The sequence below is a fragment of the Agromyces albus genome (genome assembly GCF_004134825.1).
Classification (GTDB): domain Bacteria; phylum Actinomycetota; class Actinomycetes; order Actinomycetales; family Microbacteriaceae; genus Agromyces; species Agromyces albus.
In genome coordinates this window covers 1-15,854 of sequence record NZ_SDPN01000025.1, presented here as the reverse complement: position 1 = coordinate 15,854, position 15,854 = coordinate 1, and the positions used below count along the sequence as shown (strand labels likewise).

13 protein-coding genes are annotated in these 15,854 nt (G+C 70.5%); 4 read left to right on the top strand and 9 right to left on the bottom strand.

The features are described 5' to 3' along the window. Positions 1–32 precede the first annotated feature (32 nt). From crcB to ESP51_RS13135, 5 genes are all read right to left on the bottom strand, one after another. Positions 33–401, bottom strand: coding sequence for a fluoride efflux transporter CrcB (gene crcB, locus ESP51_RS13155; protein WP_129521356.1), 369 nt, complete (start codon positions 399–401; stop codon positions 33–35). Then, positions 398–817, bottom strand: coding sequence for a fluoride efflux transporter FluC (locus tag ESP51_RS13150; RefSeq protein ID WP_129521355.1), 420 nt, complete (start codon positions 815–817; stop codon positions 398–400). The genes crcB and ESP51_RS13150 overlap by 4 nt, the downstream gene beginning before the upstream one ends. A 9-nt stretch (positions 818–826) precedes the next feature. Then, a complete protein-coding gene (locus ESP51_RS13145; RefSeq protein WP_129521354.1) occupies positions 827–1,342 on the bottom strand; it encodes a GNAT family N-acetyltransferase in 516 nt (171 codons plus the stop codon). Between the two features lie 76 nt (positions 1,343–1,418). Then, the gene (locus ESP51_RS13140) at positions 1,419–2,033 is read right to left on the bottom strand and encodes a PadR family transcriptional regulator (protein ID WP_129521353.1); all 615 of its coding nucleotides are present in this window, start codon (positions 2,031–2,033) and stop codon (positions 1,419–1,421) included. After that, positions 2,030–2,893 (bottom strand): DUF4097 family beta strand repeat-containing protein, encoded by an 864-nt coding sequence (locus tag ESP51_RS13135; RefSeq protein WP_129521352.1) that lies wholly within the window; start codon positions 2,891–2,893, stop codon positions 2,030–2,032. Before ESP51_RS13135 ends, ESP51_RS13140 begins: the two co-directional genes overlap by 4 nt. A gap of 340 nt (positions 2,894–3,233) precedes the next feature. Here ESP51_RS13135 and ESP51_RS13130 point away from each other — a divergent pair, with 340 nt between their 5' ends. After that, positions 3,234–3,995, top strand: a complete 762-nt coding sequence (locus tag ESP51_RS13130) for a MerR family transcriptional regulator (RefSeq protein ID WP_129521351.1) — start codon at positions 3,234–3,236, stop codon at positions 3,993–3,995. 227 nt (positions 3,996–4,222) lie between these two features. On the opposite strand, the gene yczE is transcribed toward ESP51_RS13130, so the two are convergent. Beyond that, positions 4,223–4,942, bottom strand: coding sequence for a membrane protein YczE (gene yczE / locus ESP51_RS13125; RefSeq protein ID WP_206737309.1), 720 nt, complete (start codon positions 4,940–4,942; stop codon positions 4,223–4,225). A 61-nt stretch (positions 4,943–5,003) separates the two neighbouring features. Between yczE and yczR the strand changes: the two genes are divergently transcribed. Further along, positions 5,004–6,449 (top strand): MocR-like transcription factor YczR, encoded by a 1,446-nt coding sequence (gene yczR / locus ESP51_RS13120; protein WP_129521350.1) that lies wholly within the window; start codon positions 5,004–5,006, stop codon positions 6,447–6,449. A 13-nt stretch (positions 6,450–6,462) separates the two neighbouring features. Here the strand turns inward: yczR and ESP51_RS13115 are convergent, their stop codons facing one another. Further along, the gene (locus tag ESP51_RS13115) at positions 6,463–7,980 is read right to left on the bottom strand and encodes an MFS transporter (protein WP_129521349.1); all 1,518 of its coding nucleotides are present in this window, start codon (positions 7,978–7,980) and stop codon (positions 6,463–6,465) included. 100 nt (positions 7,981–8,080) lie between these two features. On the opposite strand from ESP51_RS13115, the gene ESP51_RS13110 reads away from it, so the two are divergent. Next, positions 8,081–8,728 carry a TetR/AcrR family transcriptional regulator gene (locus ESP51_RS13110; protein WP_129521348.1) on the top strand — a complete coding sequence of 216 codons (648 nt, stop codon included), beginning with the start codon at positions 8,081–8,083 and terminating at the stop codon, positions 8,726–8,728. Between the two features lie 511 nt (positions 8,729–9,239). On the opposite strand, the gene ESP51_RS21090 is transcribed toward ESP51_RS13110, so the two are convergent. Beyond that, positions 9,240–11,180, bottom strand: coding sequence for a beta strand repeat-containing protein (locus ESP51_RS21090; RefSeq protein ID WP_241843157.1), 1,941 nt, complete (start codon positions 11,178–11,180; stop codon positions 9,240–9,242). Positions 11,181–11,266: 86 nt separating this feature from the next. Continuing rightward, positions 11,267–12,415, bottom strand: coding sequence for a hypothetical protein (locus ESP51_RS20635; protein WP_164990513.1), 1,149 nt, complete (start codon positions 12,413–12,415; stop codon positions 11,267–11,269). A gap of 118 nt (positions 12,416–12,533) precedes the next feature. Here ESP51_RS20635 and ESP51_RS13100 point away from each other — a divergent pair, with 118 nt between their 5' ends. Next, positions 12,534–15,842, top strand: a complete 3,309-nt coding sequence (locus tag ESP51_RS13100; protein ID WP_129521347.1) for an efflux RND transporter permease subunit — start codon at positions 12,534–12,536, stop codon at positions 15,840–15,842. The last annotated feature ends 12 nt before the right edge of the window (positions 15,843–15,854 follow it).

Sequence of the window (15,854 nt, the reverse complement as noted above, 5' to 3'; positions counted from 1 at the left end):
CCGCGGCCACGCGCTGCGGCATCCGCTCACCCTCAGCGGAAGGCGAGGTACATGCCCGCGGCCGCCGCGATGCCGAGGGCGAGCGTCACGACGACGTTGAGGATCGCGGCGCGCCATCGCCCGCCGTCGAACAGCTCGATCGTCTCGACGCTCCACGTGCTGAACGTCGTGAGTCCGCCGCAGAAGCCCGTGACGAGCACGAGGCGCAGATCAGCGTCGAGGGCGGCGCGCTCGGCCACCCCGATGAGCGCGCCGGCGAGCGCCGACCCCAGCACGTTGACGATGAGGATGCCGCCGGGCAAGTGACCGGGCCGCACCGGGAAGGCCCGCGCGAGCGCGTACCGGAGCACCGCGCCCACCGCGCCCGCGCCGAGCACCGCGGCCACGACGAGCGGGGTCACAGCGTCTCTCCGGCGTCGGTGACCTCGGTGGGCATCGGGCGGTGCGCGATGATCGAGCCGATGCGCAGCCCTGCCGCCGCGAGCGCCAGGCCGCCGACGACCGAGACGAACAGGTAGAGCACGCCGAGCCACAGCTCTCCCGCGCCTGTGAGGGCGATGAGCGAGACCATCACCGCCGACAGGGTCGTGAAGGAGCCGATGAGGCCGGAGCCGAGGCCCGCCTTCAGCCACGTGGGCGTGCCGGGCCGGGTCCAGAGCCCGCCGACGAGCCACCCGAGGGCGAAGGAGCCGAACAGGTTCACGACGAAGGTCTCGACGGGCAGTTCGCCGTCGGCGTGCGGGAACGCGAGGTCGAATCCGAGCCTGAGCCCGGTGCCGATGAGTCCGCCGACGGCGACGGCGAGATACGCGCGCACCCCTCGAGACTAGGCGAGCGGGCGATCGGCGAGCCCGACGACCCAGTCGTTCGTATGCAGGATCAGGCCCGGCGTGATCTCGAAGTCGACCTCGCCGAGCAGGGTGAAGCCCGCCTTGCGGCAGACGGCGTTCGACGCCGGGTTGTCGACGCGAGGGTAGGCGTGCACGGGGAGCGTCTCACCGGCGGCCCGCGCGACGTCGAGCATCGCGACCACCGCGGCGGGCGCGATGCCTTGGCCGCGATACTCGGATTCGACCGACCACCCCGCCTCGAGCACCGGCACGCCCTCCTCGTCGCGGCGCCAGTATCCGATGGTGCCGACGCCCTCGGGATGCCCCGGGATCACGATGCGGAACTGGAACCCCGTGCCCTCGCGCCACATGCGCAGGTACCGCTCGTGCCGCGCTCGGAGCTGCTCGTCGTTCTCAGGACCGCCGAGCTGGTCCATGAGCTCGTGGGTGTTGCTGCGGCGCAGGAGGTCGAGGTCGTCCTCCGACCACGGCAGGAGGGTCACGTCGGGCATGCGCCCATGAAAGCACGCCGCACCGACATGTGCACGCGGCATCCGTCGATCACAACGGATGCCGCGTGCACCGGGTTCAGCGCTCGGCGAGCGTCGCGAGCACGTCGGCCCGCACTTGCGCGAGCCTGGCCTTCAGCAGGGTCACCGACTCGGGGCTCACCCGGCCGCGGTGCGCGTGCGTGCGCAGGTCGGTGCGGAGCTGCTGGCGGAACTCGTTGATCGCGAGCTCGGCCTCGTGCAGCGCCCGATTCGATTCGGAGCTGAGGTTCATGGTCGCGGTCGTCGCCGACTTCGCGGCGCGCTTGGCCTCGCGGGCGGCACTCGCGAGCTCGGCGCGCAACGAGCGCATGGCCTCGTCGACCTCGGCTCGCACGCCGTCGGCGAGGCGGCGCACCGAATCGGTGACCTCGTCTTCGATGGCGTCGAGCTCGTGCCGGCGCGCCTCGAGCTCTGCGCGACCGGCATCCGTGATCTCGTAGACCGTCTTGCGGCCATCGGCGGACTTCGTGACGAGCCCCTCCTCCTCGAGCTTCGAGAGGCGCGGGTAGATCGTGCCGGCGCTCGGGCTGTAGGTGCCGCCGAAGCGATCGGAGAGTGCCTGGATGAGCTCGTAGCCGTGCCGGGGCTGCTCGTCGAGCAGGGCGAGGAGGTAGAGCCTGAGGCTCCCGTGGGCGAAGACTGGCGGGGTCATTCGGATGCCTCGCCGTTCGCCGATCCCGCGTCGCCGGTCGTTCCCGCACTCGCCGGGGCCTCACGGCGCATGACGGAGATGTTGCCCGAGACGCTGTTGGCGCCGAGGTCGAGCCACGTGCCCGCGAGCTCCCCGACGATGCGCTCGAACCCCTTGCCGAACATGCCCTTCACCGACATGTCGTCGAGCAGCACCGTTCCGCCGACCGTGTTGATGCGGTAGCGCGCGCCCGATCCGGCGGCGAAGCGCACGGTGAGGTCGCCCGCGACGGTGTTCGTGTCGATGCGGTTGGGCGTGCCCTGGGTGTCGACGATCATGTTGCCCGACACGGTGTCGGCGTTGAACGTGGTGATCTCGCCCGTCGCGACGATGTCGCCCGAAACGCTGTGCGCCGTGATGCGGCCGACGTGGTTGCCGGCCGAGAGCTCGCCGCTCACGCTCGAGAGCTCGACGTCGCCCTCGTGGTCGTCGAGCACGAAGTCGCCCGAAACCGTGCTGAACCTGCCGTCGCCCGTGAAGCCCGAGACGAGGCCGTTGCCCGAGACCACGCCGAGCTTCATCGCGACATCGCGCGGGGCGAGGATCGAGACGTCGGCCTTCGCGCTGCCGACGAAGCCCTTGAAGGCCTCGATGAAGTTGTCCCAGCGGAGTTGCGGGTGGTCGATCTCGAGCGAGTCGCCGTCGATCTGCACCAAGAGCTCCTTGCCCGTGACGTTCGAGATCTCGACCCGCGCGCCGGGCTCGTCGTGGGCGATCACGTCGATCTTGCCGCCGATGAGGCTCGCCTTCAGCTTGCGTACGAGTTCGAGGTCGATGACCCGGGATTCGCCGGGGGCGATGACCCATTTCTCGATGGCCATGTCGTGTACTCCTTCGTTGGTGCGGGAAGCGGATGCCGCAGCATCCGTGCCCTCTCGCGATATATCGCGTCTTGTCTGTGAACACGATATATCGCGTCTTGCATCGGCGCAAGTGCGGCCTGCGTGCAGAACTCCGGATGCGCACGGCGACTCGCCGCGGCGGCGACGCCTGATACGGCGTGTTGCCTGCGAATCCGGAATTGCGCCCCGCGAACGCCGGACTGGGAGCAGATTCGCTACTTGACCTTGACGCAGCGTCAACCTCTAGCGTGGCTTTCGCGAGGCTGAACGGCCTCGTCGGTCGCGAGACACGAGACACGAGACACGAGAGGAGGCAGTCGTGGACGACTGGTCGATCCAGGAGATCGCGAAGCTCGCCGGCACGACGAGCCGCACGTTGCGGCATTACGACGACATCGGCCTTCTTGCGCCGAGCCGCATCGGCGGCAACGGCTACCGCTACTACGACGACCGGGCGCTCGTGCGGCTGCAGCGCATCATGCTGCTGCGCGACCTCGGCCTCGGCCTGCCGGTGATCGCCGAGGTGCTCGACCGCGAGGCGAGCGCCCAGCACGCGTTGCTCGGCCACCTCGAGTGGCTGCGCAACGAGCAGGAGCGACTGGCGCGGCAGATCGCGTCGGTCGAACGCACCATCGGAGCATTGGAAGGAGGTGAACGACTCATGGCAGATCAGATGTTCGACGGCTTCGACCACACCCAGTACAAGGAGGAGGTCGAGCAGCGCTGGGGCAAGGATGCGTACGCGAAGAGCGACGCGTGGTGGCGCGGCTTGAGCGCCGACGAGAAGGCGGCGTGGCGGGAGCGCGCGACCACGCTCGGCACCGACTGGATCGCGGCGTTCGAGCGCGGCATCGATCCCGCCGGCGACGAGGCCCAAGCGCTCGCGCAGCGCCACTTCGAGTGGCTGCGCGGCATCCCGGGCACGCCCGGGGGCGGCGCGGGCGGCCCGACGAAGGAGTACTTCCTCGGCCTCGCCGAGATGTACGTGGCCGACGATCGCTTCGGCGCGAACTACGGCGGTCCGGCCGGCGCCGAGTTCGTGCGCGACGCGATGACCGTCTACGCCGAGCGCAACCTCTGATAGGGGCGGCCGAGGGGCGCGTTCCGGTGGAGCGATCGAATTCAGTCACTCCACTGGAACGCGCTCACTCAGGTGCGTGGGCGCACTCGGCGATAGCCGTCGCGCGCCCAGTCGACGACCGTGGCGGCGATGCCGGCAAGTGCGAGTGCTGCGAGCAGCGACATCGTGGCGATCATGGCCGGCTCCTTTCAGGCGATGAGGATCGATGCAGAACGGAAGGGCGACGGTCAGGCGGGCGAGCGTCCCGGCGCCGGCGCAAGGGTGACCGCTTCGGCCGCGTGAGCGCGCACGGTCGGCTTCGCGCGCGTGCCGACGCGGTCGGCCGGCATCCGGCCGGAGCGCTTCACCGAAAAGAGCGGCATCGTGTACCCGCACAGCGGCCCGATGAGCAGGGCGAAGGCGAGCGTGCCGATGCCGACGTTGCCGCCGAGCAGCCAGCCGGCGGCGAGCACGGTGACCTCGATGCCGGTGCGCACGATCCAGATGCGCCATCCGGTGACGCGGTGCAACCCGGTCATGAGGCCGTCGCGCGGGCCCGGGCCGAAGTGCGCACCGATGTAGAGCCCGGTCGCGATGGCGAGCACGACGATCCCAGCGGGCAGCAGTAGGGCGCGCACCCAGAGGTCGAGGCCCGGAGGAATGAGCCAGAGGCCGACATCGGCCGCCGGGCCCACGAGCAGGGAGTTCACGATCGTGCCGAAGCCGGGCTTCTGCCGGATGGGGATCCAGAGCAGCAGCACGACGCCGCTCATGAGCACGGTGATGAGCCCGAAGCTCAGGCCGGTCTGCTTCATGATGCCCTGGGTGAGTACGTCCCACGGGCCGACGCCGAGCTCGCCGCGCACGATGAGCGCGATGCCGAAGCCGTAGAGGAACAGCCCGACGAAGAGCTGCACGAGACGGCGGATGAGCAGAGGGGTCGGGTCGGCGGTGCGGCGGCGAATCATGATGCAATCCAATTCCATGATTGGCCTTCCCGTATAGAGCCAATTGGCCTAAAGTGGCCTTATGTCGGACTTGGCTCTCACCGCGCGATCGCTCGAACTCCTCCTTGGTGACTGGCGTGGCGCGGGCAGCGCCTACGAGGCCCTCGCCGACCGCGTGCGGCTCCTGATCCTCGACGGGCGCATCCCGGTCGGCACTCGACTCCCCGCCGAGCGCGACCTCGCCGAGCGGCTTGCGCTCAGCCGCACGACCGTCACGGCGGCCTATCGTCACTTGCGCGAGCACGGGCTCGTGCAGAGCGTGCGCGGCTCCGGCAGCGTGGCGCGGCTGCCCGGCGCACCCGCGATCCTCCCCGCGCCGCCCGCTGCCGACTACATCGACTTCTCGAAGGCGGCGCCGCCCGCGCTGCCGTGGCTGGCGGATGTCGCGCGGCTAGCCATCGACGACCTGCCGGGCGAGCTCGGCGACGCGGGCTTCGACCCGCTCGGCAGGCCCGCGCTGCGCGCAGTCATCGCCGACCGGTACACGGCGCGCGGCCTGCCGACATCGCCCGAGCAGATCATGGTAACGATCGGCGCGCAGCACGCGATCGCGTTGCTCTCCCGTGCCGTCATCAGTCGCGGCGACCGGGCGATCATCGAGGCGCCCACGTATCCGCACGCGTACGAGGCGCTGCGCGCCGCAGGTGCTCGGCTCGTGCCGGTCGCGGTCGCCCCGCATGACGCGGGCGCATTCGGTGAGGGAGACGAGACCGAGGCGCTCGAGCAGGCCATCCGGCACAGCAATCCCTCGGCCGCCTACCTGATGCCCGACTTCCAGAACCCGACCGGCCGGTCGATGAGCGTCGACCAGCGTGAGCGCGTGACCGACGCGGCGGCACGGCAGGGCACGGTGCTGATCGCCGACGAGACGACGGGTGAGCTCGACGTCGACCGCGCCGCGTCGTACCTGCCGCTCGCCGCATACGGCCCCGCCATCATGGTGGGCTCGGTCGGCAAGACCGTGTGGGGCGGGCTGCGCGTCGGCTGGATCCGGGCCGACCGGCCGCTCATCAGCCGCCTCCTCGCGGTGCGCTCGCCGGGAGACCTCGGCACGCCGATCATCGAGCAGCTGCTCGTCACGCGGCTGCTCGAGGAGCACATGGACGACATCCTCGAGTTGCGGCGCGAGCAGCTCCGCTCCGGTCGCGACCGGCTCGAGGCGCTGCTCGCCGACGCCTTCCCTGAGTGGCACGTGCCGCACGTCGACGGCGGCATCGTGACCTGGATCGGGCTCGGCGCGCCCGTCAGCTCGCAGCTCGCGCTCGCTGCTCGGCGTGAAGGCCTCATCGTGGCCGCCGGTCCGCGCTTCGGCATCGACGGCGCGTTCGAGCGATTCCTCCGCCTGCCCATCTGCTACTCCCCCGAGACGACGGATGCCGCGGTGCGGGCGCTCACCCGCGCCTGGCGGTCGCTCATGCAGGCGCCGATGTCCGAGCCCGAGCCCGAGCTGCTCGCCTCCGTGGTCTGAGCGGCGACGCGCCTCAGCCGACCGCCACCGGGACCTCGTCGCGGGTCTCCGACGAGGTGGAACGCGGCGTGGCGACCGACAGGCCGTCATCTCTGCGGCGGAAGAGCAGGGCCGCCAGCACCGCGCCGAACGTGAAGAATCCGGCGCCCCACCAGTACGCGGTCGCAAAGCTGTGGATCGCGGCATCCGCGATCACCGCATCGGTCGTTGGGGTGTGCGTTGCGAGGTAATCGGTCACGGCGGTGGCCGCGAGCGTGTTGAGCAGCGCGGTGCCGATCGAGCCGCCGACCTGCTGGCTCGTGTTGACCATCGCCGATGCGACCCCCGCGAACGAGCCGTCGACCCCGAACGTCGCCGTCTGCATCGACGCCGGCATGATCGAGCCCATGCCGAAGCCCAGGATCATCAGGGGAGCGAGGATGTCGGCGGCGTAGGTGCTCTGCGCGCCGAGGTGCGTGAGGGAGACCATGCCGGTCGCGGCGAGCAGCATGCCGACCGGCACCATCACCTTCGGGCCGAAGCGCGGCAGGAGGAGGTTCGTCGACAGCTGCGCGGCGAGCACGAGCATGGCGATCATCGGCAGAAACGAGAATCCGGTCTGCATGGGCGAGTAACCGAGCGACGTCTGCAGGTAGTAGGTCACGAAGAGGAAGATGCCGAACATTCCCGCACCGGCGATGAGCAGCGATGCGTAGGCGGCGCCGCGGTTGCGGTCGAGCACGATGGAGAGCGGCAGGAGCGGGTGTGCAGCGCGTCGCTGCCAGAGCACGAACGCGATAAGCAGTACGCCGGATGCCACGAGCATTCCCCACGTGAGCGGTGACTCCCAGCCCTCGGCCTCGGCGTTCGAGAATCCGTAGACGAGCAGGAAGAGCGCACCCGAGACGAGAACGGTACCGGGAAGGTCGAGCTTGGGGCGTGGGCCTGTGCGAGGCGCAAGGCGCACGAAGACGACTGAGCCGACAACGGCGATCGCAGCGATGACGACGTTGATGTACAGGTTCCAGCGCCAGTCGAGCTGTTCGGTGAGGAACCCGCCGAGCAGGAGGCCGATCGCGCCGCCCGCACCCGCGATCGCCCCGATGATCCCGAAGGCGCGGGCCCGCTCCTTGGGGATCGTGAAGGTCGTCGTGAGGACGGCGAGGACCGTGGGTGCGAGCAGCGCGCCGAACGCACCCTGGAGCGCGCGCCCGCCGACGAGGATGCCGAAGGTCGGCGCGGCGCCGGCGAGGGCGGATGCCGCCGCGAAGCCGATGAGACCGATGATGAACGTGCGCCTGCGCCCCCACAGGTCGGACAGGCGGCCGCCGAGCAGGAGCAGGCTGCCGAACGCGAGCGAGTACGCGGTGATGATCCATTGCCGGTCGCCGTTCGAGAAGCCGAGGTCGGCCTGGGCGGCGGGCAGGGCGATGTTCACGACGGTTGCGTCGAGCACGACCATGAGCTGGGCGAGGGCCACAGTGGCGAGGGTCCACCAGCGGCGGGACGACGGAGCGGACGACGTCGACGGTTCGGCGGGAGCGAGAGACATGACGGCCACTATATACGAGACTCAACAGTTTCGGATATGAACAGTTCTTGAAGTAACATGGCAGCAACATGCGACGCTCGAGACACGGAGATGACCCGCGATGACGCAGCTCGACCCTTCGGCCGAGGTCGATCGCATCGCGACATCCGCGAAGCTCGGCCGGAAGCGCGACCACACCCGCGATCCCGAGATCCTCGACGCAGCGATCGACGTGCTCGCCGAGAACGGGTTCGACGGCATGACCATCGACATGGTGGCCGCACGCGCGAAGGCGGGCAAGGCGACCATCTACCGACGCTGGCCGTCCAAGGCCGACCTCGTGCTCGACGCGGTCGCATGCATGAAGGCGGGCGAGATCGACTTCGAGCGGCTTCCCGACACGGGGACCTTGCGCGGCGATCTCGTCGCGATGATCCGCCCGCGCTCGATCGAAGAGGCAGAGCGGAAGATGCGGATCATGGCGGGGCTGTTCGGCATGCTCTCGAGCTCGCCTGAGCTCGCCGATGCCGCGCACGCGGCGATCATCGAGCCGCGTGCGGCGGTGAACCGGATGTTCCTGCGCCGCGCAATCGAGCGCGGTGAGATCTCGCGCGACTGCGACGTCGAGATGCTGGCCAACCTGATACCGGCGATGGCCGCGTTCCGGCTGCTGCTGGAGAGGAAGCCGGTCGACGCCGAATTCCTGGTCTCACTCATCGACGGCGTGCTGCTTCCGGCGGCGGGGCTGGATCGGCGGCCCTCGGCGTAGTTGCTCTCTCGAGCGACGAGGATGAGGCGGGGCGACGGCGGGGGGCACGGCCGCTGCCCCGCCTGGCCGCCAGGTGGGCTTCTGGCGGCGACCGCGCCATCGGGTGTGGCGGCGCGGAGCTTGAGGGCGATCTGCCCCGGGGTGACCCGGCGCTTCTCGAAGTCGTAGGGCGAGGGTGAGGCGGGGCGACGGCGGGGGGACTGCCGCCGCCCCGCCTGGCCGCCTGAGGGGTGTCTGGCGGCCGACCGCGCCACCGGGTGGCGACGCGGAGCTTGAGGGCTTCTGGTCCGGGGTAACCCGGCTCTCTTGAGTTGTGGAGCGAAGGTGAAGTACGGGGCGGCGGCGGGGGGACTGCCACCGCCCCGACCGGCCGCCTGAGGGGTTTCTGGCGACCTACCGTGCCGCCCTAGGGACGGCACGGAGCTTGAGGGGGCGCGGAGCCTGAGGGGGCACTGAGTGCCGCGGGGTGCTCCGGCACCGCCCTCAGGGCGGCGCCGGAGCTCACCGTGATTTACCGGCGCACTGCGAACCGGCGGAAGCCGACGAGCAGGAGCCCGGCGAACAGCGCGAAGGCTGCCACACCGAGACCCGTGAGGTCGGTGCCCGTGGCGGCGAGAGTCTTGGCCGCTACCGGGGTCGTCGTGCCTGACGCCACCGAGGAGGCGCTGCCGCGATCACCCGGCGTCGCCGGGTCGGTCGGGTCGGTCGGGTCGGTCGGGTCCGTGGGATCCGTCGGGTCCGTGGGATCCGTGGGGTCCGTGGGGTCCGTAGGATCCGTGGGGTCCGTGGGATCGGTCGGATCCGTGGGATCCGTGGGGTCCGTCGGGTCCGTCGGGTCCGTGGGATCCGTCGGGTCCGTGGGATTCACGATCGTCGTCGGGCCGTCGGTCGAGCTGTCGCCGACCACCGAGATGGCGTTGCCGCCGACGGTGATGGGCACGGACAGACCGGTTACGAGCTGTGTTCCTCCGAGCAGCCCGCCCGATCCATCCGTTGTGGCCGAACCGCCCCCGGTTCCTGTGGCCACGGCCGTTTCGGCATCCGACGACTCACTGTCGCCGACGCCTGAGATCGCGTTTCCGCCGACCGTCACCGGGAGGCCGAGCGACGGCAGCACTTGCGTGCCGCCGGCGATCCCGTCCTCGCCGGAGGTGGTGGCGTCGCCGCCGCCCGAGCCGCCGGAGGCGACCTGGGTCGTTGCGCCGTCGGTCGTCGAGTCGCCGATGCCGGAGATGGCGTTCCCGCCGACCGTCACCGGAACGTTGCCGCCGATGATCGCCTGGGTGCCGCCGGCGATGCCGTCTTCGCCCGAGGTCGACGCGTTGCCTGCGTCACCCGAGCCGCCGGATGCGACTGCGGTGTCGGCGCCGCTGCTGTTGCTGTCGCCGATGCCGGAGATCGCGTTGCCGCCGACCGTCACCGGGACGTTGCCGCCGATGATCGCCTGGGTGCCGCCGAGGATGCCGTCTTCGCCCGAGGTCGACGCGTTGCCTGCGTCACCCGAGCCGCCGGATGCCACCGCGGTGTCGGCGCCGCTGCTGCTGCTGTCGCCGATGACCGAGACGGCGTTGCCGCCGACCGTGACGGGTACGCCGAGACCGCCGACCACCTGGGTGCCGCCGGCGATGCTGTCGGTGCCACTCGTCTCAGCCGAGGAGGCCTCGCCTGAGCCCGAGCCCGAGCCGGATGCCACCGCGGTGTCGGCGCCGCTGCTGCTGCTGTCGCCGATGACCGAGACGGCGTTGCCGCCGACCGTGACGGGTACGCCGACGCCGCCGACGACCTGGGTGCCGCCGAGGATGCCGCCGAGGCCCGAGGTCGACGCGCTGCTTGCGTCGCTCGAACCGCCGGATGCGACCGCCGTGCCGGCGCCGTCACTCGACGAGCCGCCGATGACCGAGATGGCGTTGCCGCTCACGGTGATCGGAACCGACAGGTTGACGAGCCCCTGCGTGCCGCCGAGCAGCGAGCCGGAGCCGCTGGTCTCAGCTGTGGCCGCTGGAGCCGCCGGAGCCGCCGGAGCCGCCGGAGCCGCCGGAGCGACCGCGGTGCCGGCATCGCTCGACGAGCTGTCGCCGATGACCGAGATGGCATTGCCGCCGATCGTGACCGGCACGGAGACGTCGATGAGCGCTTGCGTGCCCGAGGCGACGCCACTGTCACCGGAGGTGACGGCGACGGGTTCGGCGGGGGTTGCTGCGACGGGTGCCGGAGCAGCGGCGGCACCGCTGTCGACCGCAGTCGCGGCATCCGACGACGACGAGTCCCCGAGAAGGGAGATCGCGTTGCCGCTGAGCGTGACCGGGAGTTCGATCGAGATACCCGCTTGGGTTCCCGACAGGATGCCGTCGTCGCCGCTCGTGTCCGAGGCATGTGCGACGCCGGCTCCGAGGAGCGAGAGCCCCCCGGCGAAGAGGGTCGCGTACAGCGCCCTCAAAGCCAATCGTTTCATGAGTAGATCTCCTGACTGATGGGTTGTGTCGCTCCCAGGCGGGAGCGATGACCGTTTCCGCCTTCGATGAGGCGGAGCGGTCCCCGTCAGTCAGGGGATGAATCGGTGCCGCTGACCGGTGACGACGGCAGCTCGTCGTCGACCGAGTTCAGCACCAGTGACGCGAGTGCGTCGAGTTCGAGCGCGGCGAAGGCCGCGTCGGAAGCTCCGGATGCCCCGGCGCCGGCCGAGCCGGCAGCGGAACCCGAGGGTGCAGGCGCGCCGGGCGTGCTCACGGGCGGCTGGTCGCCGCCTGACGGAGCGCCGTCACCGGGGGGTGTCGTGGTGGGAATCCCCGAAGGCGGGGTGGATGTTTCGAAGGAGTCGAGCGAGGCGGCCGCGGTTCCGCGCGGTGCATCGGACAGCGTCGTGACCGGCGGGATGCCGGGTGGACTGCCGCCGCCGGGCGACGTGGGGAGCACTTCGCCGGGCGAGCCCGGCAGGAGTGGGAGGTCGGGCAGGAACGGAATCAGCCCGGTGCCGTCGGTGGGCAGCTCTCCGATCGTTCCGACGACGCCGCCGACGACCGTGTCGAGGGTGTCGTCGACGACACCGGTGACCGGGCCGAGCACACCGCCGAGCGTGTTGTCGCCGAGGATTCCGCCCACGATCGGGAGGCTGCCGACGACGCCGTCGAGGAGTCCCGTGACGGGAGTGAGGATGCCGCTGACGGTGTCGCCACTGGCGAGCTCTGTGACCGCCCCGGTGAGACCGTTGACGAGCGTTCCGACGGCGATGTTCACGCCGGAGATCGTGCTGTTCGCGGCATCCGTCACGCCGCCGACGATGGCCACGGGGGCGGCAGGAGGTGCCGGCGCCGGGGCGGCAACGGGTGCCGGAACGGGCGCGGGAGCCGGGGCGGCTACGGGTGCCGGAGCAGGCGCGGGAGCAGGTGCCGGCGCAGGACCAGGTGCCGGCACGGGAGCCGGTGCAGGTGCAGGTGCAGGTGCAGGAGCCGGCGCGGCAGGCGCGGTGCCGACGACCGTGCCGAGCGTGTTGCCGACGGTGGTCGTGACGCCGCCGAGCAGCGAGCCGACGCTTCCGAGCAGACCGTTGGGGTCCTGCTCGTCGGCGGAGGCGCTCGAGGAGCTCGCGAAGAGGCTCACGGCGAGCCAGGCGACTGAGAATCCGGTGGCCATGAGGGCAAGACGAAGCCCGGGCATGCGCCGCTGAGCTTCCACCTTGGAATCCGTCATAAGCCCCCGCTTTGTCGATTGGCACCCTACCTCGCGTTTCGCCGGGCCGTCTATCCCCCCAGACGGGGGATCCGACGTTCCGCAACATGACGATCCTTCAGACTGCAAGAATCGTGCAATGCATCTGCTTGCCGCGCTCAGCATGAAGAATCGCGCGCTCATCGCCCTGATCACCGTCGTCGTCGCGATCTTCGGTGGCATCTCGCTCTCGAGCCTCAAGCAGGAGCTGGCGCCGTCGATCGAGTTCCCGCAGCTCTCGATCGTCACGTCGTATCCCGGTGCGTCGCCCGATGTCGTGAACACCGACGTCTCGACCCCGATCGAGTCCGCGATCCAGGGCATCACCGGACTCGAGTCGACGTCGACGACGAGTTCCACCGGCCTCTCGCGCGTCATCGCGAGCTTCACCTACGGCACCGACCTGGCGTTCGCCGAGCAGAAGCTGCTCTCGTCGGTGAACCGCATCGCGGGCGAGTTGCCCGACGACGTCGACCCCCAGGTGCTCGCCCTCAGCCTCGACGACTTCCCCGTCATCCAGGTCGCCGTCACGGGCGCCGACGACGTGAGCGCGCTCTCCGACGAGATCGATCGCACGACCCTCGGCGAGCTCCGCGACCTCGACGGGGTGCGCGACGCGACCATCGTGGGCGACATCGGGCAACGGGTGACGATCACCCCGATTCCCGAGGAACTCGCCGCGCACGGCATCACCGAACAGTCGATCCGCGATGCGCTGGCGCAGAACGGCCTGCTCGTGCCCGCCGGCGCGATCAGCGAAGGCGGCTCGACGTTCGCCGTGCAGGCCGGCGCCGTGCTCGAGAGCGTCGAGGACATCGCCGCCCTGCCGGTGCTCGGTGCGACCGAGCAGCAGGAGACTCCGGATGCCGCGGGGGGCGCCCCCGACCCCGACGCCGACCCCGACGCGGCCGAACCCGCCACGGTGACCGTGCCGGTGGCGGTGACGATCGGCCACGTGGCATCCGTCGCCCTCACCGACAACCCGGTCACGAGCATCTCGCGGGTGAACGGCGAGCCCGCCCTGACGATCGCCGTCACGAAGCTGCCCGCAGCCAACACGGTCGAGGTGTCGAACGCCGTGCGCGCGTTGCTGCCCGACCTCGAGGCGGGGCTCGACACCACCAACCCCGGCGCGACGTTCACGGTCGTCTTCGACCAGGCGCCCTACATCGAGCAGTCGATCGAGTCCCTCGCGACGGAGGGCATGCTCGGACTGCTGTTCGCGGTGATCGTGATCCTCGTGTTCCTGCTGTCGGTGCGGGCGACGCTCGTGACGGCGATCTCGATTCCCACGTCGGTGCTCATCACGTTCATCGGCCTGCAGGCCGCCGACTACACGCTCAACATCCTGACCCTCGGCGCGCTCACGATCGCGATCGGGCGCGTGGTCGACGACTCGATCGTCGTCATCGAGAACATCAAGCGCCACCTCGTCGAGGGTGTCGACAAGGTGTCGACGATCGTGCACGCGGTGCGCGAGGTCGCCGGCGCGATCACGGCGTCGACGATCACGACCGTTGCGGTGTTCCTGCCCATCGCCCTCGTCGAGGGCGTGACGGGCGAGCTGTTCCGGCCGTTCTCGCTCACGGTGACGATCGCACTGCTCGCCTCGCTGCTCGTCTCGCTCACGATCGTGCCCGTGCTCGCGTACTGGTTCCTGAAGCCCGCGAAGCTGCACAAGCATGAGGACGAGGCGGATGCCGCGGCCGCGGCGTTCGTCGACGACGTGTGGCTCGCCCCGGCCCTTCGCGACGCCGACGGGAACGCGCGCCTCAAGGTGCCCGGGAGGCCTGCGGGGTCGCGGCCCGCGGCGACACGCACGCCGGCGGTCGACGAGCTCGAGCACCCGTCGCGCCTGCAGCGCGGCTACCTGCCGATCATCGCGTGGACCCTGCGGCACGGAGTCGTGACCATCATCGTCGCCGTGCTGATCCTCGGCGGCACGATCGCGCTCCTGCCGTTCATGAAGACGAACTTCCTCGGCTCGTCGGGGCAGAACACCTTCCGGGTCTCGCAAGATCTGGCCGTCGGCACGAGCCTCGAGGCGCTCGACGAGGCGTCTCGATCGGTCGAGCAGGCCATTCGCGGCACCGAGGGCGTCGAGACCGTGCAGACCTCGATCGGCTCGAGCGGTCGCGGCATCGCGGCGGCCTTCGGCGGCGGGGCGAGCTCCATCACGTATTCCGTCACCACCGAGGAGAGCGCCGACCAGGAGGCGCTGCAGGCGTCGGTTCGGGGAGAGCTCGATGCGCTCGGCGACATCGGCGACGTGACGCTCGCCGCGTCGAGCGGCTTCGGCGCCTCCACCGACATCGAGGTCGACGTCACCGCGTCGAACGCCGAGGACCTCCAGTCGGCGACCGAGGCCATGGAGGAAGAACTCGACGGACTCGACTCGCTCGCACAGACCGCGTCGAACCTGTCGGAGTCGCGGCGCTACATCGCCATCGAGGTGCACCGTGACGACGCGGCCGCCGCCGGCTACAGCGAGGTCGCGCTCGGCGGCCTGGTCTCGGCCGCGATGCAACCGCAATCGTCGGGTTCGGTGGTGATCGATGAGAAGACGCTCACGATCTACCTCGCGAGCGACGACCCGCCAACCACGGTCGACGAGCTGTCGGCGCTCGAGGTGCCGACGCCGGAAGGGCTCGTGTCACTCGATTCGCTCGCGACGGTCGCGGAGGTCGACGGCCCGTCATCCGTCACGACCGTGCAGGGCCTGCGCAGCGCCACCATCTCGGCCACGCCCGATGACGACGACCTCGGCACGGCGAGCGCCGAGGTGTCGGCCGCGATCGCCGCCGCCGACCTGCCCGCCGGCGCGACCGCCTCGATCGGCGGCGTCTCGGCCGATCAGGCCGAGTCGTTCTCGCAGCTCGGGCTCGCGCTGCTCGCGGCGATCCTCATCGTGTACATCGTGATGGTCGCGACGTTCCGCTCGCTCCTGCAGCCGCTCCTGCTGCTCGTCTCGGTGCCGTTCGCGGCCACGGGTGCGATCGCGCTGCAGGTCGCCACGGGCATCCCGCTCGGCGTCGCCTCGCTCGTGGGCGTGCTCATGCTCGTGGGCATCGTCGTGACGAACGCGATCGTGCTCGTCGACCTCGTGAACCAGTACCGCGACCGGGGCATGAACGTGCGCGACGCGTTGGTGCACGGCGCATCCCGTCGACTGCGGCCGATCCTCATGACGGCGCTCGCGACGATCTTCGCGCTCCTGCCGATGGCGCTCGGCATCACGGGCACGGGCGGCTTCATCTCGCAGCCGCTCGCGCTCGTCGTGATCGGCGGGCTCGTCTCGTCGACGGCGCTCACGCTCATCGTGCTGCCCGTGCTCTACAGCCTCGTCGAGGGCGGGCGCGAGCGCCGCGCGGCGAAGCGCACCGGCGCCAGCGCCGGCGTCCGCGCCTAGCGCGGGAGCGCG

Coding starts and splice junctions, on each gene's coding strand:
- yczE (WP_206737309.1), bottom strand. CDS start 4,942: ATGATTCGCCGCCGCACCGCCGACCCGACCCCTCTGCTCATCCGCCGT.
- ESP51_RS21090 (WP_241843157.1), bottom strand. CDS start 11,180: ATGAAACGATTGGCTTTGAGGGCGCTGTACGCGACCCTCTTCGCCGGG.
- ESP51_RS13140 (WP_129521353.1), bottom strand. CDS start 2,033: ATGACCCCGCCAGTCTTCGCCCACGGGAGCCTCAGGCTCTACCTCCTC.
- ESP51_RS13100 (WP_129521347.1), top strand. CDS start 12,534: ATGCATCTGCTTGCCGCGCTCAGCATGAAGAATCGCGCGCTCATCGCC.
- ESP51_RS13110 (WP_129521348.1), top strand. CDS start 8,081: ATGACGCAGCTCGACCCTTCGGCCGAGGTCGATCGCATCGCGACATCC.
- ESP51_RS13145 (WP_129521354.1), bottom strand. CDS start 1,342: ATGCCCGACGTGACCCTCCTGCCGTGGTCGGAGGACGACCTCGACCTC.
- ESP51_RS20635 (WP_164990513.1), bottom strand. CDS start 12,415: ATGACGGATTCCAAGGTGGAAGCTCAGCGGCGCATGCCCGGGCTTCGT.
- ESP51_RS13135 (WP_129521352.1), bottom strand. CDS start 2,893: ATGGCCATCGAGAAATGGGTCATCGCCCCCGGCGAATCCCGGGTCATC.
- ESP51_RS13115 (WP_129521349.1), bottom strand. CDS start 7,980: ATGTCTCTCGCTCCCGCCGAACCGTCGACGTCGTCCGCTCCGTCGTCC.
- yczR (WP_129521350.1), top strand. CDS start 5,004: ATGTCGGACTTGGCTCTCACCGCGCGATCGCTCGAACTCCTCCTTGGT.